At 60.8% G+C, this 20,816-nt stretch carries 16 protein-coding genes and 1 pseudogene; 6 read left to right on the forward strand and 11 right to left on the reverse strand.

Going from position 1 to position 20,816, the window contains the following annotated elements; translation table 11 throughout:
* Positions 1 to 29 precede the first annotated feature (29 nt).
* Positions 30 to 635, reverse strand: a complete 606-nt coding sequence (locus tag BLU01_RS16735; RefSeq protein WP_092277647.1) for an LPS-assembly lipoprotein LptE — start codon at positions 633 to 635, stop codon at positions 30 to 32.
* A gap of 87 nt (positions 636 to 722) precedes the next feature.
* Entirely contained in the window at positions 723 to 3,329 is a 2,607-nt protein-coding gene (gene leuS / locus BLU01_RS16740; protein WP_092277649.1) for a leucine--tRNA ligase, read from the reverse strand.
* A 281-nt stretch (positions 3,330 to 3,610) separates the two neighbouring features.
* Between leuS and BLU01_RS16745 the strand changes: the two genes are divergently transcribed.
* Both BLU01_RS16745 and BLU01_RS16750 read left to right on the forward strand, forming a co-directional pair.
* A complete protein-coding gene (locus BLU01_RS16745; RefSeq protein WP_092277651.1) occupies positions 3,611 to 3,949 on the forward strand; it encodes a hypothetical protein in 339 nt (112 codons plus the stop codon).
* Positions 3,950 to 4,037: 88 nt separating this feature from the next.
* A complete protein-coding gene (locus BLU01_RS16750) occupies positions 4,038 to 4,799 on the forward strand; it encodes a YdcF family protein (RefSeq protein WP_092277653.1) in 762 nt (253 codons plus the stop codon).
* A gap of 132 nt (positions 4,800 to 4,931) precedes the next feature.
* Here the strand turns inward: BLU01_RS16750 and lnt are convergent, their stop codons facing one another.
* From lnt to miaB, 5 genes are all read right to left on the reverse strand, one after another.
* Positions 4,932 to 6,455 (reverse strand): apolipoprotein N-acyltransferase, encoded by a 1,524-nt coding sequence (gene lnt, locus BLU01_RS16755; RefSeq protein WP_092277655.1) that lies wholly within the window; start codon positions 6,453 to 6,455, stop codon positions 4,932 to 4,934.
* A gap of 15 nt (positions 6,456 to 6,470) precedes the next feature.
* Positions 6,471 to 7,310 carry an HlyC/CorC family transporter gene (locus tag BLU01_RS16760; protein ID WP_045062079.1) on the reverse strand — a complete coding sequence of 280 codons (840 nt, stop codon included), beginning with the start codon at positions 7,308 to 7,310 and terminating at the stop codon, positions 6,471 to 6,473.
* A gap of 5 nt (positions 7,311 to 7,315) precedes the next feature.
* Positions 7,316 to 7,810 carry an rRNA maturation RNase YbeY gene (gene ybeY / locus BLU01_RS16765; protein ID WP_092277657.1) on the reverse strand — a complete coding sequence of 165 codons (495 nt, stop codon included), beginning with the start codon at positions 7,808 to 7,810 and terminating at the stop codon, positions 7,316 to 7,318.
* Positions 7,803 to 8,807 (reverse strand): PhoH family protein, encoded by a 1,005-nt coding sequence (locus BLU01_RS16770; protein ID WP_092277659.1) that lies wholly within the window; start codon positions 8,805 to 8,807, stop codon positions 7,803 to 7,805. Before BLU01_RS16770 ends, ybeY begins: the two co-directional genes overlap by 8 nt.
* A gap of 229 nt (positions 8,808 to 9,036) precedes the next feature.
* Positions 9,037 to 10,365, reverse strand: coding sequence for a tRNA (N6-isopentenyl adenosine(37)-C2)-methylthiotransferase MiaB (miaB, locus tag BLU01_RS16775; RefSeq protein ID WP_167370432.1), 1,329 nt, complete (start codon positions 10,363 to 10,365; stop codon positions 9,037 to 9,039).
* 134 nt (positions 10,366 to 10,499) lie between these two features.
* On the opposite strand from miaB, the gene BLU01_RS16780 reads away from it, so the two are divergent.
* On the forward strand, positions 10,500 to 10,829 hold the full coding sequence (locus tag BLU01_RS16780) for a DUF1820 family protein (protein ID WP_007894425.1): 330 nt from the start codon (positions 10,500 to 10,502) through the stop codon (positions 10,827 to 10,829).
* 122 nt (positions 10,830 to 10,951) lie between these two features.
* Here the strand turns inward: BLU01_RS16780 and BLU01_RS16785 are convergent, their stop codons facing one another.
* From BLU01_RS16785 to BLU01_RS16800, 4 genes are all read right to left on the reverse strand, one after another.
* Entirely contained in the window at positions 10,952 to 11,506 is a 555-nt protein-coding gene (locus BLU01_RS16785) for a tetratricopeptide repeat protein (protein ID WP_092277663.1), read from the reverse strand.
* A gap of 224 nt (positions 11,507 to 11,730) precedes the next feature.
* Positions 11,731 to 13,014 (reverse strand): glutamate-1-semialdehyde 2,1-aminomutase, encoded by a 1,284-nt coding sequence (hemL, locus tag BLU01_RS16790; protein ID WP_092277665.1) that lies wholly within the window; start codon positions 13,012 to 13,014, stop codon positions 11,731 to 11,733.
* A 28-nt stretch (positions 13,015 to 13,042) separates the two neighbouring features.
* Positions 13,043 to 13,669: a thiamine phosphate synthase gene (thiE, locus tag BLU01_RS16795; protein WP_092277667.1), complete on the reverse strand. Its 627-nt coding sequence runs from the start codon at positions 13,667 to 13,669 to the stop codon at positions 13,043 to 13,045.
* Positions 13,670 to 13,739: 70 nt separating this feature from the next.
* Positions 13,740 to 14,537 carry a hydroxymethylpyrimidine/phosphomethylpyrimidine kinase gene (locus BLU01_RS16800; protein WP_092277669.1) on the reverse strand — a complete coding sequence of 266 codons (798 nt, stop codon included), beginning with the start codon at positions 14,535 to 14,537 and terminating at the stop codon, positions 13,740 to 13,742.
* 435 nt (positions 14,538 to 14,972) lie between these two features.
* Between BLU01_RS16800 and BLU01_RS16805 the strand changes: the two are divergent.
* The 3 genes and pseudogenes from BLU01_RS16805 (at position 14,973) to amn (ending at position 20,768) form a co-directional block, all read left to right on the forward strand.
* A pseudogene (locus BLU01_RS16805) lies at positions 14,973 to 17,376 on the forward strand (hybrid sensor histidine kinase/response regulator).
* 54 nt (positions 17,377 to 17,430) lie between these two features.
* Positions 17,431 to 19,077 carry an acyl-CoA dehydrogenase family protein gene (locus tag BLU01_RS16810; protein WP_092277673.1) on the forward strand — a complete coding sequence of 549 codons (1,647 nt, stop codon included), beginning with the start codon at positions 17,431 to 17,433 and terminating at the stop codon, positions 19,075 to 19,077.
* A gap of 191 nt (positions 19,078 to 19,268) precedes the next feature.
* The gene (gene amn, locus BLU01_RS16815; protein ID WP_167370433.1) at positions 19,269 to 20,768 is read left to right on the forward strand and encodes an AMP nucleosidase; all 1,500 of its coding nucleotides are present in this window, start codon (positions 19,269 to 19,271) and stop codon (positions 20,766 to 20,768) included.
* Positions 20,769 to 20,816: the final 48 nt, after the last annotated feature.

The following is a 20,816-nucleotide window of genomic DNA, read 5'->3' on the forward strand; positions in this document are numbered from 1 at the left end:
AAACGGGGCGCCTGAGCGCCCCGTAAGTCTTATTGCTGCGGGACTTCGATCGGCGACTGGCGTGGCGTTTCCGCTTCAGCCTTCTGCGCCGCTTCGAGGGCGTCGGCTTCAGCCTTGGCCCGTGCGTTGGCGGTCTGTTGCAACTGATCCAGCTGGGTTGGCGTGATCTGTTGCAGGCGCAGCATCATGCGCTGAACCAGTTCGCGACGGATTTCAGTCTTGGCGGTATTGGCTTCCTGATCGGAACCCACCAGGTTGTTGCCGTCGTGGATGAACACCTTCTGCACTTCAAGCTTGTCGCTCATCAGGCTGAGGTTGTTCTCGCCACGGATGTCGTAGCTCAGAACGGTGGTCACCTGGTACTCGCCAGTCCGACCGGCGCCGGCGTAGCTGAGGATGCGCTGGCCTTCCTGCTCGTCGGTCAGCACCAGTTTGTACGGCGCACCGGTGTAGACGTTGACGCCGCTGCTCTGCAGCACCTGGCGCAGTTGGGTCACGGTTTCGCCGTAGGCATTGCGCGCGCTGACGTCGAGTTCCTTGATCGCCAGTTCATTGGTGCCGGTACCGCGCAGCTGGAAGCCGCAGGCGCTCAACAGGACTGCGAGGCCCATCACCAGCAGATTGCGTTTGATCATCTTGTTGCTCCCCTTGAAACCAGGTGGGCCGACCGTGCGGCCCGAAAGGTTTAACTCGGCGCCAGGCTCACCTGGCGCCTGATCCAATTAGCTGGCGACGATATTGACCAGTTTCCCGGGCACTACGATCACTTTACGAATAGTCAGGCCATCGACAAAACGCAGCACGTTTTCATTGGCCCGTGCGGCGGCTTCGACTTCTTCACGGCTGGCGCTGGCGGGCATTTCGATCTGGCCGCGCAGCTTGCCGTTGACTTGAATAACCAGTTGCAGGCTGTCCTGCACCAGCGCGCTCTCGTCCAGCACCGGCCAGCCTGCGTCGATCACCGGGTCGGCGTGACCCAGTTGATTCCACAGTTCATGGCTGATGTGCGGAGTGATTGGCGCCAGCAGCAGGACCACGGTTTCGAGGCCGTGGTGAATCAGCGCGCGATCCTGTTCGGTGCCTTGCGGGGCTTTTTCCAGCACGTTCATCAGCGTCATCACCTGGGCGATGGCGGTGTTGAATTTATGGTTCTGGCCAACGTCATGGCTCGCTTGCTTGATCGCTTGGTGGATCGAGCGGCGAATGACTTTCTGCGCATCGTTCAGCGAAGCGACGTCGAGTTTGCCCGGCAGGCCTTGAGTCACGTGCGCTTGCGCCAGACGCCAGACGCGCTTGAGGAAGCGGTGCGAGCCTTCGACGCCGGAGTCAGACCATTCAGCGCTCATGTCGGGCGGCGAGGCAAACATCATGAACAGTCGGCAGGTGTCCGCGCCGAACTGGTCAATCATCGACTGCGGGTCAACGCCGTTGTTCTTCGACTTGGCCATCTTCTCGGTGCCACCGATTTCCACCGGCAGACCGTCGGCGATCAGCTTGGCGCTGACAACCTTGGCTTTGCTGTCGCGTTCGAGTTCGACGTCCGCCGGGTTGAACCAGGTGTAGGCACCATTGGCTTCGCGACGGTAATAAGTGTCGGCGATCACCATGCCTTGGGTCAGCAGGTTCTTGAACGGTTCGTCCGAGCTCACCAGGCCTTCGTCACGCATCAGCTTGTGGAAGAAGCGCGCGTACAACAGGTGCAAAATCGCGTGTTCGATGCCGCCGATGTATTGATCGACCGGCAACCAGTGATCGGCTGCGGATTTTTCCACCAGCCCGCCTTCATAGTGCGGCGAGGCGTAGCGAGCGTAGTACCACGAGGACTCGACGAAGGTGTCCATCGTGTCGGTCTCACGTTTGGCAGGCTGGCCGCATTTCGGGCAGCTGCACTCGTAGAACTCGGGCATGCGCGCCAGTGGCGAACCGGCGCCATCCGGCACCACGTCTTCCGGCAGTACGACGGGCAGTTGATCTTCCGGGACCGGCACATCACCGCAGGTTTCGCAGTGGATGATCGGGATCGGGCAGCCCCAATAGCGCTGGCGGCTGATGCCCCAGTCGCGCAAGCGGAACTGCGTGCGCGAGGCGCCGAGGTTTTTCTTGATCAGCGCGACTTCCATCGCGTCGAAAGCGCCTTCGAAGTCGAGGCCGTCGAACTCGCCGGAATTGATCAGCGTGCCGTGCTCGCCGTAGGCGTCTTGCCACGGGGCAGGGTTGCTGTCGCCGGAGCTGGTGCGCACCACCGACTTGATCGGCAGGCTGTACTTGGTGGCGAACTCGAAATCACGTTCGTCGTGCGCCGGGACTGCCATCACTGCGCCGTCGCCGTAATGCATCAGCACGTAGTTGGCGACCCACACCGGCAGCTTCTCACCGGTCAGCGGGTGCTCGACGAACAGCGAGGTCGGCAGGCCTTTTTTCTCTTGAGTGGCGACGTCGGCTTCAGCGACGCTGCCGCCCTTGCATTCAGCGATGAACGCTTGCAGCTCAGGATTGTTCTGCGCGGCCAGAGTGGCCAGCGGGTGCTCGGCGGCGACGGCGACGTAAGTCGCGCCCATCAATGTGTCCGGGCGGGTAGTGAAGACTTTGAGAACGCCGCTTTCGCCGATCGAATCGACGTTGTACGGGAACTGCACTTCCATCCCGCGCGACTTGCCGATCCAGTTGCGCTGCATGGTCTTGACCTGTTCAGGCCAACCCGGCAGATCGTCGAGGCTCGACAGCAGCTCATCCGCGTACGCGGTGATCTTGAAGTAGTACATCGGGATTTCGCGCTTTTCGATCAGCGCGCCGGAACGCCAGCCGCGACCGTCAATCACTTGTTCGTTGGCCAGGACGGTCTGGTCGACCGGGTCCCAGTTCACGGTGCCGCTCTTCTTGTAGATCACGCCTTTTTCGAACAGGCGAGTGAACAGCCATTGTTCCCAGCGATAGTAATCCGGCTTGCAGGTGGTCACTTCACGCGACCAGTCCACCGCCAGGCCCAGGCTGCGCAGCTGGGTTTTCATGTAGGCGATGTTTTCGTAGGTCCACTTGGCGGGCGCTACGTTGTTTTTCATCGCGGCGTTTTCCGCCGGCATGCCGAACGCGTCCCAACCCATCGGTTGCAGGACGTTTTTGCCGAGCATGCGCTGATAGCGGGAGATCACGTCGCCGATGGTGTAGTTGCGCACGTGCCCCATGTGTAGCTTGCCGCTGGGGTAAGGGAACATCGACAGGCAGTAGAAAGTCTCCTTGCCTGGCTGTTCACTGACTTCAAAGGACTTTTGCTCGTCCCAGAACGACTGGGCGGCGGCTTCGATTTCACGGGGCTGATATTGTTCGTGCATGGCTACTTTTGAACTGAATAGGGGTGGCCTAATCCTCTTCGATGCAATGCCGGACGCTGATCACGCCAAATCGGCGTTTCGCTGTCCAGGCGAGCTGGAAGTGGAGTTACAGGAAGCGCCGTAGCATACATGACCGCACTCTATCGAGGGAAACCCTGATTACAGGCACGCGCTCGCGCAAATCACGCCGCGAGGGCCGTTGGTCGCAGCGTTCAGCCGGTTTGTTGATGGAAGCTAAGCTCCTAATTGGGGAGTGAGTCATATCTTCAATGAGGTGAGGGATGGTTGAGTCACAACGTAAAGTTACAAAACCGGAGCTGTACGAAAGATTGATCGACCGTCTGGGGATGGCCCTGGACGCGGCGAAAACTGCTGATCGGTTGCGTGATGAACGTCCATTGGAGCTGGAGTTGCGTGGCCTGAGCCCCGCAGAGTTTGCACTGGTCAAAGCGTATCTGGACCGCAGTGAACGTGAGACACACGGATGCTTGTCTGAAGCAGTGAAGCAGCTCGACGCCCCACGTTCGGCCAAGATCATCTGGCTAAAAGACAAGGCACCCGGCAGGGACGCGGTAAAGGTCCGGTCGCTGCCATTCAAGCAAGGGCACTTGAAACCGTGACGTAGGGTTTTTTGCAGTTTAGTTCTGCACATCAGTTGTCGCGTTGCATCAACCCACTTAGGCTTCGGGCATCTTTTGGAGATGCTCGATGCCTTTTCGTTATTTCGTTAAACAACTTCTATTGCCGCCCGGCATTCTTCTGCTGTTGCTGGCGCTTGCGTGGTGGTTTCGCCGCTCGCGCCCGCGCTTGGCGGCGGTGTGCTTTACCTTGGGTTTTGGCGGTTTTTTGCTGATGAGTTTGCCGGTGGTGGTGCAGTGGAGCGCCAAACTGCTGGAGCGCGAGCCGCCGCTGGCGCGTGAGGCGTGGGCGACGCTGGCGCAGCGTGCGGACGCGATCGTGGTGTTGGGTTCGGGGCGCGAGCGCGGCGACCTCGCGTGGGGCGCGGATCAACCGACCGGCGTTGGCCTGGAGCGCGAGCGATACGCAGCGCGGCTGGCGAAAGCTTCCGGTTTGCCAATCCTGACCACCGGCGGCCTGCATTACGGCACGCCGCCGAGTGAGGCGAAATTGATGGCGGATTCGCTGCTCGATGATTTCGGCGTGAGCGTGCGTTGGCAGGAAGAACGCAGCCGCACGACCTGGGAAAACGCGCAGTTCAGCGCACAGATGTTGTTGCCGGCAGGGGTCAAGCGTGTGGTGGTGGTGACGCAGGCCTGGCACATGCCGCGCGCGGTCTGGAGTTTTGAGGCGGCGGGTTTTGAGGTGGTGGCGGCGCCAGTCGGATTCCTCGGAACGGACAACGCCCGGCCGCTGGGCGGCTGGATGCCGGAATTCAAATCGATCTGGCAGAGCGGGCAACTGCTCAATGAAGCGGTGGGGCAGGTCGGGTATTCAGTGTTTTATCGCTGAACACTCGTGGCGAGGGGGCTTGCCCCCGTAGGGGCGCGAAGCGGCCCCGGCATTCTTTCAGTGACATTGCTCAAGAACGACTGCTTCGCAGCCGAACGGGGGCAAGCCCCCTCGCCACAGTTGTGCGATCACTTAGACAGTTTTGGCCATCCGGTTTGCCACCAGCGCCCAGCCAAACAGCAGCACAGAAACGATGATCAGCGGCCACGAGCGCCATTGCAGATAAGGCGTGAGGTTGTGCATCGGCACCACTTCGCCGTACAAGATCCCGCGTTCGAACTGCGGAATTTGCGTGGTGATCTGGCCGAACGGGTTGATCAGCGCCGTCACGCCATTATTGGTCGCGCGGATCATCCAGCGACCTGCTTCCAGCGCACGCATCTGCGCCATCTGCAAATGCTGCAACGGCCCGATCGAGCGGCCGAACCACGTGTCGTTGCTGATCGTCAGGAGCAAATCGCTGCGAGCGGCGAGGCTTGCGGCAAACTCCGGGTAAACCACTTCGTAACAAATGAACGGGGCGATCTGATAACCCTTGGCTTGCAGCATCGCCTGATCGGCCGGGCCGCGCGCGAAGTCCGACATCGGCAGATCGAAGAACGCGATCAAGCCGCGCAACACATCCTGCAACGGCACGTATTCGCCGAACGGCACCAGTTTCTGCTTCAGGTACGTGCCATCGCCTTCGCCGACCACGGTAATACCGTTGAAGAAGCGCCGCTCGTGGCGCACTTCCTGACGAATCGGCACACCGGTAATCAGCGCCGTTTTACGCTCTGCGGCGAAGGTGCCCATCATGCTCAGGTAAGCCTCGGCGGACTCCTTGAGCACCGGCACCGCGGTTTCCGGCCAGATCAGCAGGTCGACGCGTTTGGCGCTGAAACTCATGTCGCGGTACAGCGCCAACTGCGAATTGAGCTGCGCCGGGTCCCACTTCATGCTTTGTTCGATATTGCCCTGAATCGCCGCGACACTCAGAGGCGCACCGGCCGGGCTGGTCCAGGCGTGTTCTTTGAGCGCGATACCGGCGGCCCACGGCCCGACCAGCAGCAATACGCCAGCAGCCATAAAGCCTTTGCGCCCTGTGCGGAGCAGGCGCGGAGCATTCCAGAGCAGCGCAGCCGTCAGCGCCAGCGCAAAGGAAATCAGCCACATGCCACCCAGCGGCGCCAGCCCGGACAACGGGCCGTCGAGTTGGCTGTAACCGGAATAGAGCCACGGGAAACCGGTGAGGAACCAGCCGCGAAACGCTTCCTGGCCGACCCACAACGCGGCAAACGCCAAGGCATCCGCCAGCGGCGCTTCGTTACGGCGCAACCAGCGCGCCCAGAGCCAGGCGGGCAGGGCGAAGAACCAGGCAATCGCGGCGGTGAAGATCAGCATCAGCAAACCGGCCAGCAGCACCGAGGCGCCGCCGAAGTGGTGAATGCTGTAATAGATCCAACTGGTGCCGGCACCGAACAGACCGAAACCGAAACACCAGCCACGGCCCAAGGCCTGACGCGGGCTCAGTTCACGCAAACCGGCATAGAAGAAGCCGACCGCAAGCAATGCCAACGGCCAGATATCGTAAGGCGCCAACGCCAGGGTAGTGAGTGCACCGGCCACCACGGCCAGCAGATTACCGGGCCAGCCGGGACGGGTCAGACGGTGCATTTCAATCCTTAGGAGTTACCGGGCAATTGGAGTCAGGCGCAGCAGGTGAATCCGACGGCTGTCGGCGTTCAGGATGCGAAAACGGTACGGCCCGATTTCTGTGATTTCGTTGCGTTTCGGCAAGTGCCCGAACGCGCTCATCACCAGGCCGCCCACCGTGTCGAACTCGTCGTCGGAGAATTCGCTGTCGAAGAACTCGTTGAAGTTCTCGATCGGCGTCAGTGCCTTGATCAGGAAATCACCGCTGGGCAGTGGCTTGATGTAGCTGTCTTCTTCGACGTCGTGTTCGTCTTCGATGTCGCCGACGATCTGTTCCAGCACGTCTTCAATCGTCACCAGGCCGGCCACGCCGCCGTATTCGTCGATGACGATGGCCATGTGATTGTGGTTGGCGCGGAATTCACGCAGCAGCACATTCAGGCGCTTGGACTCCGGCACGAAAGTGGCCGGGCGCAGCAGATCCTTGATGTTGAAGCTGTCGCCGTTTTCCTTGAGGATCAACGGCAGCAAGTCCTTGGCCAGCAACACGCCCATCACGTCATCGTGGCTTTCGCCGATCACCGGGTACCGGGAGTGGGCCGAATCGACCACGGCGGGCAGGAACTCGCGAGGTGTCTGGGTCGCCTTGATGCTGATCATCTGCGAGCGCGGGACCATGATGTCCCGTACTTGCAGGTCAGCGACCTGGATGGCGCCTTCGACGATGGCCAGCGCTTCGCTGTCCAACAGTTTGTTCTGGTGTGCGTCGCGCAGCAGCTCCAGCAGCTCCTGGCGGTTCTTCGGCTCGTGGGCAAAAGCCTGGGTGAGCTTACCCAGCCATGACTTCTGCCCGTTGCTCGATCGATCTTCGCTCATAGCGATTACTCTGAATCCTTTGTTGTAACGATAGGGGGGGTGTCGGTTTCGTCGTCGGCGTAAGGGTCGGGATAGCCCAACTCGGCAAGCAACGTTCGTTCCAGTGCTTCCATTTCCTCGGCTTCCTCGTCATCTATATGGTCGTAACCAAGCAGATGCAAGCAGCCGTGAATGACCAGATGCGCCCAGTGCGCTTTTAGTTCCTTGCCTTGTTCCGCCGCTTCGCGCTCGACCACTGCCACGCAGATCACCAGATCGCCGAGCAGTGGAATGTCGAGAAACTCATCGGGCACATCGGCCGGGAACGACAACACATTGGTCGCGTAGTCTTTCTGCCGCCACGTCGAATTGAGCTCGCGCGCCTCTTCTTCATCGACCAAACGAATGGTCATTTCCGAATCCGCCGTGCGCTGGCGCAGCGCCAGTTCGCACCATTGGCGGAACTCGGCTTCGCTGGGCGCAGGCGCTTCGGTGGCCAGTTGCAGATCAAGCTCAAGCATCGTGGCGTTTGTCCTTCGGCGCTTGATCGTCGATACGATTCTCGAAGCGCTCGTAGGCTTCGACGATGCGCTGCACCAGTGGATGGCGCACGACGTCTTTAGGCATGAAGTGGGTGAAGCTGATCCCCGGCACGTCTTTGAGCACTTCGATCACATGGTGCAGCCCGGACTTGGTGCCTTTCGGCAGGTCGACCTGGGTGATGTCACCGGTGATCACGGCTGTGGAGCCGAAGCCGATCCGGGTCAGGAACATTTTCATTTGCTCGACGGTGGTGTTCTGGCTCTCGTCGAGAATGATGAAGCTGTTGTTCAGCGTGCGACCGCGCATGTAGGCCAGCGGCGCGACTTCGATGACCTGACGCTCGATCAGCTTGGCCACGTATTCGAAGCCGAGCATTTCGTAGAGTGCGTCGTAGAGCGGGCGCAGGTACGGGTCGATCTTCTGCGACAGATCGCCGGGCAGGAAACCGAGCTTTTCGCCGGCCTCAACCGCCGGACGCACCAGCAGGATGCGGCGGATCTGCTCGCGTTCCAGCGCATCCACCGCACAGGCAACGGCCAGATAGGTCTTGCCGGTACCGGCGGGGCCGATGCCGAAATTGATGTCGTTACCGAGGATTTCCTTCACGTAGCGCAGCTGATTCAAGCCGCGAGGGCGAATCATGCCTTTTTTGGTGCGCAGCGCGACGGACGGTTCGGCGGGGGAGACGTTGTCCATTTCCTCGACGGCCGATTCCTGCAGGAACAGGTGAACCATATCCGGCGACAGCTCGGTACCTTTGGTTTCCCGGTACAAGCGGCGAATCAGATTTTCCGCGGAAGTGGTGTGCTTGGGGTCGCCGATCAGCTCGAACTGGTTTCCGCGATTGCGGATCTCGATGGTCAGGCGCTGTTCGATCAAGCGCAAATGCTCGTCGAATTGCCCGCACAGATTGGCGAAGCGGCGAGCCTCAAAGGGCTCGAGAATAAAACGATGTGGTTCGATGGGTGCGTTCAAGGTCGTATTTAGCCGCCCTGGGGCAATTAAGATGAAATCAAGGATAACGCCAGAGGGCTGGGTGCGAAAGCTCTTAAATAAGATGCTGATTTTTGCCCTCAACCTGTGGCGAGGGGGCTTGCCCCCGTTGGATCGCGAAGCGGTCCCAAATAATTTGCGACTGCTTCGCAGCCGAACGGGGGCAAGCCCCCTCGCCACAGTGGCCCGCGCCCACAGGTAATGGTGGTGATTATTGGATCAATGAGCCCCGCAGCGAGTGCGGTTGCGCGGCGTCGATGTGCACATCGGCGAACTGGCCGATCAACGTCGGGTTGTCGCAGCGGAAGTTGACGATGCGGTTATTCTCGGTCCGCCCCTGCAGCTCGCCCGGGTCTTTTTTCGAATAATCGGTGACCAGAATGCGCTGAGTCGACCCGACCATTTGTCGGCTGATCTCGAAACCCTGCTGGTTCAAGCGATGTTGCAGCGCGTTCAAGCGTTCCTTTTTCAGCGCTTCCGGCGTTTCGTCGGCCAGGTCAGCTGCGGGTGTGCCCGGGCGCTGGCTATAAACGAAGGAATAGGAGAAGTCGAAACCGACGTCTTCGATCAGCTTCATGGTCTGCTCAAAGTCTTTCTCGGTTTCGCCGGGGAACCCGACGATGAAGTCCGAACTGATGCAAATCCCCGGCACGGCGGCGCGCAGTTTGCGCAGTTTCGACTTGTATTCGAGCGCAGTGTGGTTGCGCTTCATTGCCGATAGAATGCGGTCCGAACCCGATTGCACCGGCAAATGCAGGTGTTTCACCAGTTCCGGAACGTCGGCGTGCGCCTGAATCAGGCTGTCGGAAAACTCCAGCGGGTGCGAGGTGGTGTAGCGAATCCGGTCGATGCCATCGACGGCGGCGACGACGCGGATCAGCTCGGCAAGGTCCGCCAGACGCCCGTCGTGGGTGGTCCCGCGATAGCCGTTGACGTTCTGCCCGAGCAGGGTCACTTCGCGCACGCCGTTTTCGGCGAGGTGAATGATCTCGGCAATCACGTCGTCGAATGGCCGGCTGACTTCTTCGCCACGCGTGTAAGGCACTACGCAGAACGTGCAGTATTTGCTGCAGCCTTCCATCACCGACACATAAGCGCTCGGGCCGTCGATACGCGGCTCGGGCAAGTGGTCGAATTTTTCGATTTCCGGGAACGAGACGTCGACTTGCGGCAGCTTGGTGGCGCGCGCGGCGTCGATCATTTCCGGCAGGCGATGCAGGGTTTGCGGGCCGAAGACCACGTCGACGTACGGTGCGCGGTCGCGGATCGCCGCGCCTTCCTGGCTGGCCACGCAACCGCCGACGGCGATCACCATGTCCGGGTTGGCCAGTTTCAGTTCGCGCCAGCGGCCTAGCTGCGAGTACACCCGATCCTGGGCGCGCTCGCGGATGGAGCAGGTATTGAGCAGGATCACGTCGGCATCTTCAGCGCGAGCGGTGACTTCCAGGGCCTGATGTTCGCCCAGCAGATCGACCATACGCGAGCTGTCGTACTCGTTCATCTGGCAACCGTGGGTTTCGATGTAAAGCTTCTTGGCCATGGAAAGAGTCATCACGTGATTCAAAGAACCGCGCATTATAGGGAACATGTCCCAAGGTTCCTACCGCTGTGCGTCCGGTGGCTATGCTATAGTTCGCGCCCTCATTTTTATCCCCGATGTGTTGCCCGCCCACCATGACCAAACGTGAAGCCCCAATCTATAAGGTGATTTTCCTCAACCAGGGCCAGGTGTACGAAATGTATGCCAAGCAGATCTATCAAAGTGATCTGTGGGGTTTTCTGGAAGTGGAAGAGTTCGTCTTTGGCGAGCGCACACAAGTGGTCGTCGACCCGAGCGAAGAAAAACTCAAGGCTCAGTTCGAAGGCGTGGTGCGCAGTTTTGTACCGATGCATTCGATTGTGCGCATCGATGAAGTCGAGCGCCTCGGCACGCCGAAAATCAGCGAAGCCCGCGGTGCAGTCGGCAACGTCATGCCGTTCCCGATGCCGATGCCTGAGAAATAAGACCGCGTCGCTCCTTTCGCGGGCAAGCCTCGCTCCTACAGATACGCATCGTTTTCACGGCGCACATCAAACCTGTAGGAGCGAGGCTTGCCCGCGAAAGCGTCTGAAGAGGCGAAGAAGATTTAAGGCAATGGCGAAAACGGCGTTCGCCCATCCGCGCTTTGCAATTCCATCAGGTATTTACGGAAGATTTGCCCCAGCACTTGCGTGGCAACTTCCAGATCTTCGCGGGGCATTTTCTCGGCGACTTCGTCAGCCGTGTCCAGCGCATCTTCGGCGCCATTGACCGCCGCCATTTTCAGCACGATATACGCCTGAACGTTATTGGCCGGTACGCCTTCGCCGTGGAAAAACATGCTGCCGAGTTTGTATTGCGCCTGGGCGTGACCTTGCAGCGAGGCCTTTTCGAAAAATTTCAGCGCTTTATCGAGGTCACGCGGCGCATTTTGGCCGTCGTAGTAGAACTCACCCAACTCGTATTGCGCTTGCGCATCCCCTTCATCCGCCGCTTTCTGGCAGGCGGCAAGCGCTTGCGTCAGGTCTTGCGGCTGAGTATTGAGGGTGCAGCGACCCATCGCTGGGATCAACAACGAGTTGCCGCCTGCTTGTGCGTGCGCGAGCAGGGGCTGAAGGAGCAACAGGCAGCCCAATGCAAGGGTGCGGCCGGTGCGGTTCATGGGAATCGACTTACCTCTGAAGGGCGCGCGGACCCATCGAGGGATCCAATAAGCGCGCATTATGAAATAAGCAGGGCCAACCTTACAAAGTCTTTACTCGTTTTTCTGCTGCGTGGGGAATATATCGTCCAGTTTGTGGAAGATTATCGGCACACGCACAGGAAAAGACCGGCAAATGTAGGTAAATGCTGACGCTGGCAATCGCCAACGTCAGCGGCACAGCTTTATTTCAATGCGGCGAAGGCGCGTTCGGCAGCGTCCAGCGTCAGTTGCAACTCGGTTTCGCCGTGGGCAATCGAGGTGAAACCGGCTTCGAACGCACTCGGCGCCAGGTACACGCCGCCTTCCAGCATCAAGTGGAAGAAGCGCTTGAACAGATTGGCGTCGCTGGACATCACGTCCTCGAAGGTCACGATGTCGTCGGCGCCGCTGAAGTACAGACCGAACATGCCACCCGCTTGCGTGGTCACGAACGGAATGCCCGCGGCATCGGCGCGTTGCTGCAGGCCATCGAGCAGGCGAGTGGTGTAGTCGGTCAGCTCGTCATGGAAACCCGGACGGCTGATCAGGCGCAGCGTGGTCAGGCCAGCGGCCATCGCCAGCGGGTTACCCGACAAGGTGCCGGCCTGATAGACCGGGCCCAGCGGCGCAATGTGCGACATGATTTCGCGTTTGCCGCCGAAACAGCCGACCGGCATCCCGCCACCAATGATCTTGCCGAACGTGCTCAGGTCTGGCGTCACGCCGAAGTGCGCCTGGGCACCGCCAAGAGCAACACGGAAACCGGTCATCACTTCGTCGAAAATCAGCACCACGCCGTGCTTGTCGCACAGAGTCCGCAAACCTTCGAGGAAACCTGGCGCCGGCGGCACGCAGTTCATGTTGCCAGCGACGGGCTCGACGATGATGCACGCCACGTCCTGGCCCACTTCGCCGAGCATGGTTTCGACTGCGTCGATGTCGTTGAACGGCAGGGTCAGCGTGTGTTTGGCGAAGTCCGCCGGCACACCTGCCGAGCTCGGAACGCCCTGGGTCAGCAGGCCCGAACCGGCCTTGACCAACAGGCTGTCGGAGTGGCCGTGGTAGCAGCCTTCGAATTTGATAATGGCGTCGCGGCCGGTGAAACCACGGGCCAGGCGAATCGCGCTCATGGTCGCTTCGGTGCCGGAGCTGACCATGCGTACCATTTCCATCGACGGCACGATCGAGCAGACCAGGTCGGCCATCTCGGTTTCCATCGCCGTCGGCGCGCCGTAGGACAAGCCGTGTTCCAGTTGTTTGCGCACCGCTTCCAGCACGTCCGGATGGCTGTGGCCGAGGATCATCGGGCCCCACGAGCCGACGTAATCGACATAACGCTTGTCGTCTTCGTCGGTGACGTAGGCGCCTTCAGCGTGTTTGAAAAACAGCGGCGTGCCACCCACGCTCTTGAACGCGCGGACCGGCGAGTTGACGCCACCGGGGATGTGTTTCTGGGCATTGGCAAACAGCGTTTCGGAACGAGACATGTTGGGCTCTCTAATCAGAATTTTTAAGCTACTTAATGCAAAGCAGTTCGTTGAAGGCGCGGGCGCGGCGGGTCACTTCAGCCGTGCTCTCGGCGCCAAACAGGCCATGCACCACCGCCAGCAGATCGACACCGTGGGCCACCAGCGGCGCGGCGTTGTCGAGGGTGATGCCGCCGATCGCGCAGATCGGCAGGTGCAGTTTGCTGCGCGCCTGGTCGAGCAAGTCGAGGCTGCAGGTCGGCGCGCCGGGTTTGGTATTGGAATTGAAAAAGCGCCCGAACGCGACATAACTGGCGCCTTCTTTGGCCGCTTGCTCGGCGAGTTCGAGTTGCGCGTGGCACGTCGAGCCGATGATCGCCTGGCGTCCGAGCAAGGCGCGTGCCGGCGTCAGCGGGCCGTCGGTCTGGCCCAGGTGCACGCCGACGTTAAGGCGCGCGGCGAGTTCGGCGTCGTCGTTGATGATCAAAGTTGTCTTGTAGCGATCACACAACTCGCGCAGCGCTTCGGCCTCACGCAAGCGGCGGGCGTCATCGCTGCTTTTGTCGCGGTATTGCAGCAGGGTGACGCCACCTTCCAGCGCCGCCTCGACGTAGGACAGGAATTTACCGGCCAGCAGCTGGCTGTCGGTAATGGCGTACAGGCCACGTAGTTTCATCGGGCAAGCCTCTGCGCTTTACGCATCAAAGTGTCGAACAAGCTGTTTCGAACGCATTGGCGAACCAGCGTTATGAACAGAAATCCAGCGGCAAGCGGCGCGGCACGAACTGGCCTTTGCCCAGTTGCTCGGCATCGCGCAGGGTCCGCCACGTGTAGTTAAGCGCGGTCTGCACGGCGCTGGCGAGGTTTTCGCCCTGGGCCAGACGACCGGCCAATGCGCTGGCCAAGGTGCAACCGGAACCGTGATAACTGCCGGGCAAACGCTGGCAGGTGAAGGTTTCGCGGCGACCGTCGCGGCTGTACAGGCGATTGTGGATTTCCAGCTCATCGCCATGGCCGCCGGTGATCAGCAGGTTTTTGACGAACGGCAGGAGTTTTTCCGCGCACTCGTCGGCGGTGCCTTCAGGCAGTTCAGCGAGGATCCGCGCTTCGGGCAGGTTGGGCGTGGCAATGATCGACAGCGGCAGCAGGCGTTCGCGCATGGCGTAGCCGACCTCGTCCTTGCCCAGGCGTCCGCCGCCACCGGCCCGCAGCACCGGGTCGCAGACCACTGGCAAATGCGGATGCGCCGAGAGCAGCTCGACCACGGTGTCGACCATGGCCAGCGAACCGAGCATGCCCAGTTTCACTGCCGCGACTTCGGAGTCGTTGAGCACGGCATTGGCCTGAGCCAACACCCACTCGCGGTCGAGGACGCGGAAGTCAGTGACGTTGACCGTGTCTTGCACAGTCAGCGCAGTGACGGCCGGGGCCGCATGACAACCCTGAGCGAGCAGGGCTTCGATATCTGCCTGCAAGCCGGCGCCACCACTTGGGTCGTGGCCGGAGAGACAGAGGACAACGGGGCGAGAGCTGTAGATATTCATGGTGCGCGAGCTTACCACCAGACGACCAGCGAGTCATGAGCGCCCAGTACAACGGCAAAGCACCCCGTAGCAGCTGCCGAGGCACGAGGCTGCGTTCGGCTGCGCAGCAGTCGTCAAACCTGAGTACGCGGTCTTCCTGATACACCGCATCGCCTGATTTCACGACTGCTTCGCAGCCGAACGCAGCCTCGTACCTCGGCAGCTGCTACATACTCAAGCGAACTCCCGGCGGCATGCCGACGGCTCTATCTCAATGCATAGCGCTGGAACGCCCGTGCTAGAGCCCTTGTAGGAAAAATTTCAATGGTGCTCAATGGCCATCAACGGCTATGCTAGAGTGGATCCAAACTAATAACAGGTATTACCGGTTTTACGTCTACTCAAAAGGAATGGGGGGCTTCCTGACAGGACCGGACAGGCCACGCTGGGGCTTAAATGCGCTATTTGCTGATGTTGCTGTTGTGCTTGCCCCTCCTGGCGAGTGCCGTTGAATTTGATGAGTTCACCCAGAGCCTGCCCCTGGGTCGGGACATGCAGGTGTTCGAGGACGCGGACGGTCAGGCGACCATTGCCGATATTCGCGCGCAAGATGCTGCTGGAAATTTCAAACCCCACGACAAAGCCACGCTCAACGCCGGTTATTCGCGTTCGGTGTTCTGGCTGAAAATCGACCTGCTTTATCGTCCGACCAACCCCGAAGCGCGTCGCACCTGGTTGCTCGAACTGGCGTATCCGCCGCTCGATCACCTCGACCTGTACCTGCCCGATGCCGCCGGCGACTATCAGCTCAGCCGTCGTACCGGCGATGCGCTGCCGTTCGACAGCCGCGAAATTCGCCAGAACAATTACCTGTTCAATCTGAACTTCAAACCCGAACAGGCGCGCACCGTTTACCTGCGCCTGCAAAGCCAAGGTTCGATTCAGGCGCCGGTGACTTTATGGTCGAGCACCGCATACCTCGAAGAACAGCCGGTGCGCCTCTATGTGCTCGGGCTGATCTATGGCGTGCTGCTGGGGATGGTGGTTTACAACCTGTTCATCTTCCTCAGCGTGCGCGACACCAGTTACCTCTATTACATCTTCTATATCGCCTCATTCGGCTTGTATCAGCTGTCAGTGAACGGCGCGGCGGTCGAGTATTTCTGGCCGAACTACCCGTGGTGGGCCAACGCCGCGACGCCGTTTTTCATTGGTTGCGCGGGGCTGTTCGGCAGCCAGTTTGCCCGCAGCTTCCTGCAAACCGCCCAGCACAGTCGCTGGCTCGATCGCTTGTTGCTGGGGCTGATCGCGTTTGGCGCGGTGGTGGTCGGGTTGTCGCTGATGACCAGTTATGCGCTGGCGCTGCGGTTGGCGACGACCCTGGCGCTGCTGTTTACCGTGGTGATTTTCGCCGCCGGTATTCTGGTCTGGCTGCGCGGCTTGCGGGTGGCGCGGTATTTCATCATTGCCTGGTCGGCGTTTTTGCTCGGCGGCATCGTCAATACGCTGATGGTCCTGGGTTACCTGCCGAACGTGTTCCTGACCATGTACGCCAGCCAGATCGGCTCGGCCATTGAAGTGGCGCTGCTGTCGCTGGCGCTGGCCGACCGCATCAACGCCATGCGCGAGCAACAGGCGCAAACGCTGTTCGATGCCGGGCAAAAGCTTGAAGTGCTCAACCAGCAACTGGCGCGCAGCAACAAGCTCAAAGACGAATTCCTCGCCACCCTGACCCACGAATTGCGCACGCCAATGAATGGCGTGATCGGTTCGCTGGAGTTGATGCAAACCGTCGAGATGGACCCGGAACTGGAGCAATACCAGCAAACCGCCGCCGGTTCGGCGCGGGACATGATGCGCATGGTCAACGGCATTCTCACGCTCACCGAATTGCAGGCCGGCAAGCTCAAGGCGTCTGCGGCGACTTTCAGTTTGCGCGGTGTGGTCGAAGCCTTGCGCGTGCAGTTCGACGGCAATGCCTCGGGCAAATCCCTCGATCTGAAAGTCGATGTCACGCCGGGCCTGCCGGACCGTTTGATCGGCGACAGCAGCAAGCTCGCGCAATGCCTTGAATGCCTGCTCGACAACGCAATCAAGTTCACCCGCGTCGGCGGCGTTGCGCTGCGGGTCAGCGGCAAACCGCTGGAAACCGGGCGCATGGCGCTGTCCTTTGCGGTGATCGACACCGGCATTGGTTTCACCGATCTGGGCGAGGCCACCCTGTATCAGCGCTTCTTCCAGCTCGACGGTTCGATGACTCGCGAATATGGCGGCCTCGGCGTGGGCCTGGCGATTTGTCGGCAACTGGTCGAATTGCTTGGCGGCCGACTGACCCATCGTTCCGAGCCGGGCAGCGGCAGCCGTTTTCAACTGGATATAGAAGTCGAATTGCCCGTGGTCGAATCCGCGCCGGCACCGTACATGAGCCGCGATTTGCCGCGTTCGCGGTTGCCGCAGGACTGCACGGTGTTGCTGGTCGATGACAGCGGCGTCAATCAATTGGTCATGCGCGGCATGCTGCTGAAACTCGGCTTTCGCGTGCGTACCGCTGACAGCGCCGCGACTGCGTTGCAGCTATTGGAACGCGAGCGCTTCGACGCGGTGCTGCTCGATTGCCAGTTGCCGGCGCAGAACGGCGCGTCGCTGTGCTGCCAGATTCGCGGTGTGCCGGGTTGCGCCGACTTGCCGGTGTTCATGCTTGCCCCGAGTGTTGACCGCGAACAGTGCCCGAGCGGCGCGCTGATTGATTTCCTGAACAAACCGCTGAAATTCGAAGACCTGCAAGCCGCTCTGCATCGCCGCGTGCTGTGCAGCGAGGCAGGGTGAAAGCGCCGACAGTTCGGCGCTTATGACACTTTGATCAGCCGAGGGGCGGTGCTTAACTGGCCCTCTGGCTGACCCAAGGAACCCCGTCATGAACCTGCATCAGTTCGCCGAAACCCACGAAGTCACCAATCAGCCACCGTCGCCGGACGGCAGCAACCTCTATCGCATCGACCTGCCGTTGCAGGAGTGGTCGCGACGGTTTGGCGCCGGTTGGGCCGAGTCGCGGATCGACGCTTATGGCGCGCTGGCCGGCGGGCCGCTGATGGAAGCCGGGTTCCTCGCCAATCAGAACAAACCAGTGTTCGTCAGCCACGACCGTTATGGCCATCGCATCGATCTGGTGGAGTTTCACCCGGCGTATCACCAGTTGATGCGCACGGCGGTCGAGCACGGTTTGACCTCGTTGCCATGGACCCAGCCGCAGCCCGGCGCACATGTCGCCCGCGCGTCCATGACTTATCTGCACAGTCAGGCCGAGGCCGGCAGCGGTTGTCCGCTGACCATGACATTCGCCAGCGTCCCGGCCATGCGCCTGCAAACGGACCTCGCCGAGCAGTGGTTGCCGAAGATTCTCGCCACCGAGTACGACCCGCGTAACGTCGGCATGGCGCACAAGGCCGGCGTCACTATCGGCATGGCGATGACCGAAAAACAGGGCGGCACCGACGTCCGCGCCAACACCACCAAAGCCTTTCCGGTGGGCGCTGCCGGGCCGGGTCAGGCGTATGAGCTGGTGGGGCACAAGTGGTTCTGCTCGGCGCCGATGTGCGATGCGTTTCTGACGCTGGCCCAGACCGATAAAGGCCTGACCTGCTTCCTGCTGCCGCGCCATCGCCCGGACGACACGCGCAACCAGTTCTACATCCAGCGCCTGAAAAACAAACTCGGCAATTGCTCGAACGCGTCCAGCGAAGTCGAATTTCGCGGCGCGCTGGCGTGGATGGTCGGCGAAGAAGGGCGCGGCGTACCGACGATTATCGAAATGGTCGCGATGACGCGCTTCGATTGCATGGTCGGTTCCAGCGCTTTGATGCGTCAGGCGCTGACCCAGGCCAGCCATCACTGCGCGCACCGCAGCGTCGGCGGCAAGTTGCTCAGCGAACAGCCATTGATGCAAAACGTGCTGGCCGACCTCGCGCTGGAAAGCGAAGCCGCGCTGGCATTGAGCTTGCGCCTGGGCCAGGCGCTGGATCATCTGGACGACAGCCACGAAGCCAAATTCGCCCGACTGGTGACGGCGGTGGGCAAATACTGGATCTGCAAACGCGCGCCGGGAATGATCAACGAAGCCGCCGAATGCATGGGCGGCGCCGGTTATGTCGAAGAAAGCATCCTGCCGCGCCTGTACCGTGAGGCGCCGGTCAATTCGACGTGGGAAGGTTCCGGCAACGTGCAATGCCTCGACGTGCTGCGCGCCTTGTCGAAAGAGCCGGGCGTGCTTGATGTGCTGTTCAGCGAACTCGGCAATGGCCACGGCGACAAGCGCCTGGCCGCGCATATCAGCCAATTGCACAGCGCGTTCAAGGACACCAGCGACATCCAGTACCGCGCTCGGCAATTGACCGAAGACATTGCCCTCGGTTTGCAGGCAAAGCTGCTGCTGGAGGCAGGGAACGCGGCGGTCAGCGATGGGTTTATCGCCAGCCGCCTCGGCTCGGCGGGGCGCGTGTATGGCGCTTTGCCGCGCGGGCTGGATGTCGAAGCGCTCGTCGCCCGCTCAACCCCACCTCTGTAATCCACCCAAAATCCCCTGTAGGAGCGAGCTTGCTCGCGATAGCGGTATGACAGTCGACATCGAAGTCGCCTGTTCCACCGTCATCGCGAGCAAGCTCGCTCCCACAGGGGCTTGTGCTGAAGGGGACTGCGTTGATTGCGGCGATTTGTATCAACACGTCACTGTTCCCGTCCGCCGACGATGCAGGCAAGATGAACGCCTGCAAGTCAGAACACAGGAAGCTGATCGTGACCGAAGCGTTTATTGTTGTTCAAACCGCCGAACAAGCCGTCGACCGGCTCGCCGTCCTGCATGAGCAGGCAACCTCTGCGCTGAATCAGGCGCTCAAGCGTTACCTCAAGGACCGTATCGAACCCGACGCCGAACAGCGTGCGATGTTTCGTTATCCCGAATTGCGCCTGACCTACCTGTGCCAGGGCGAAGTCCCACAAACCACTCGCGCCTACGCCAAAGTGCAGTTGCCCGGCACTTACAGCGTCACCGTGACCCATCCGGCGGCGTTTCGTAAGTACCTGCTGGAGCAACTGGTGCCGTTGATGCACGACTTCACCGTCACGGTCGAAGTCGGCGTCAGCCAGCAAAACATTCCGTATCCGTACGTGGTCGAGCAGGGCGATGAGCTGGCCGGTTCCGGCGTCACCGCTGCGGTGCTGGCGCGGGTGTTCCCGAGTACCGACCTGTCTGCCGCCACCGATGGCATCGCCGATGGCCTCTACGATTGGGAAAACACCGATCCGCTGCCGCTGGCGCTGTTCGATGCGGCACGTGTGGATTTCTCCCTGCGCCGACTGGTGCACTACACCGGCAGCGACTGGCGTCATGTGCAGCCGTGGATTCTGTTGACCAACTACCACCGTTACGTCGACCAGTTCATCGTCCACGGTCTGGAGCAGTTGCGCAGCGACCCGCGTTTTGTGCGCATGGTGTTGCCGGGCAACGTGATCATCGAAAAAACCATGGACCACGGCGAGGCGTCGGCGATTGCTGCCGGCGTGGTCTGGCACCGTTATCAGATGCCGGCCTATCACCTGATCGCCAATGATGGCCACGGCGTGACGCTGGTGAACATTGGCGTCGGCCCGTCCAACGCCAAGAACATCACCGATCACCTGGCCGTGCTGCGCCCGCATTGCTGGCTGATGATCGGCCACTGCGGCGGCCTGCGGCAGTCGCAGACCATCGGCGACTACGTGCTGGCCCACGCCTACATGCGCCGCGACGGGATTCTCGACCGTGTGGTGCCGCCGAACATCCCGATCCCGGCGCTGGCCGAAGTACAAATGGCCTTGCAACAAGCAGCGGCCAACGTCACCGGCGAGAAGGGCGACGAGCTGAAGAAACGCCTGCGCACCGGCACCGTGCTGACCTACGACGACCGTAACTGGGAACTGCGCTGGGCTCAGGAACGGCCATTGATCAACCTGTCCCGCGCGGTCGCCGTGGACATGGAAAGCGGCACCATCGCCGCCCAGGGTTATCGTTTGCGGGTGCCTTACGGCACCTTGCTGTGCGTTTCCGATAAACCGCTGCACAGTGAAATCAAACTGCCGGGTTCGGCCAACGCTTTCTATGAACGCGCGGTCAGCCAGCACTTGAAGATCGGCATCGAAGCGGTGGACCTGTTGCGCACTGAGCTCAACTCCCTGCACTCGCGCAAACTGCGCAGCTTCGACGAGCCGCCGTTCCGCTAACGATTGTTCCGCTAACGGTTGGTCATGGTCATTTGGCGGTCAGGGCAC

Source organism: Pseudomonas prosekii (assembly GCF_900105155.1).
Lineage (GTDB): Bacteria > Pseudomonadota > Gammaproteobacteria > Pseudomonadales > Pseudomonadaceae > Aquipseudomonas > Aquipseudomonas prosekii.

Coding starts and splice junctions, on each gene's coding strand:
- BLU01_RS16735 (WP_092277647.1), bottom strand. CDS start 635: ATGATCAAACGCAATCTGCTGGTGATGGGCCTCGCAGTCCTGTTGAGC.
- leuS (WP_092277649.1), bottom strand. CDS start 3,329: ATGCACGAACAATATCAGCCCCGTGAAATCGAAGCCGCCGCCCAGTCG.
- BLU01_RS16745 (WP_092277651.1), top strand. CDS start 3,611: ATGGTTGAGTCACAACGTAAAGTTACAAAACCGGAGCTGTACGAAAGA.
- BLU01_RS16750 (WP_092277653.1), top strand. CDS start 4,038: ATGCCTTTTCGTTATTTCGTTAAACAACTTCTATTGCCGCCCGGCATT.
- lnt (WP_092277655.1), bottom strand. CDS start 6,455: ATGCACCGTCTGACCCGTCCCGGCTGGCCCGGTAATCTGCTGGCCGTG.
- BLU01_RS16760 (WP_045062079.1), bottom strand. CDS start 7,310: ATGAGCGAAGATCGATCGAGCAACGGGCAGAAGTCATGGCTGGGTAAG.
- ybeY (WP_092277657.1), bottom strand. CDS start 7,810: ATGCTTGAGCTTGATCTGCAACTGGCCACCGAAGCGCCTGCGCCCAGC.
- miaB (WP_167370432.1), bottom strand. CDS start 10,365: ATGGCCAAGAAGCTTTACATCGAAACCCACGGTTGCCAGATGAACGAG.
- BLU01_RS16780 (WP_007894425.1), top strand. CDS start 10,500: ATGACCAAACGTGAAGCCCCAATCTATAAGGTGATTTTCCTCAACCAG.
- BLU01_RS16785 (WP_092277663.1), bottom strand. CDS start 11,506: ATGAACCGCACCGGCCGCACCCTTGCATTGGGCTGCCTGTTGCTCCTT.
- hemL (WP_092277665.1), bottom strand. CDS start 13,014: ATGTCTCGTTCCGAAACGCTGTTTGCCAATGCCCAGAAACACATCCCC.
- thiE (WP_092277667.1), bottom strand. CDS start 13,669: ATGAAACTACGTGGCCTGTACGCCATTACCGACAGCCAGCTGCTGGCC.
- BLU01_RS16800 (WP_092277669.1), bottom strand. CDS start 14,537: ATGAATATCTACAGCTCTCGCCCCGTTGTCCTCTGTCTCTCCGGCCAC.
- BLU01_RS16810 (WP_092277673.1), top strand. CDS start 17,431: ATGAACCTGCATCAGTTCGCCGAAACCCACGAAGTCACCAATCAGCCA.
- amn (WP_167370433.1), top strand. CDS start 19,269: ATGAACGCCTGCAAGTCAGAACACAGGAAGCTGATCGTGACCGAAGCG.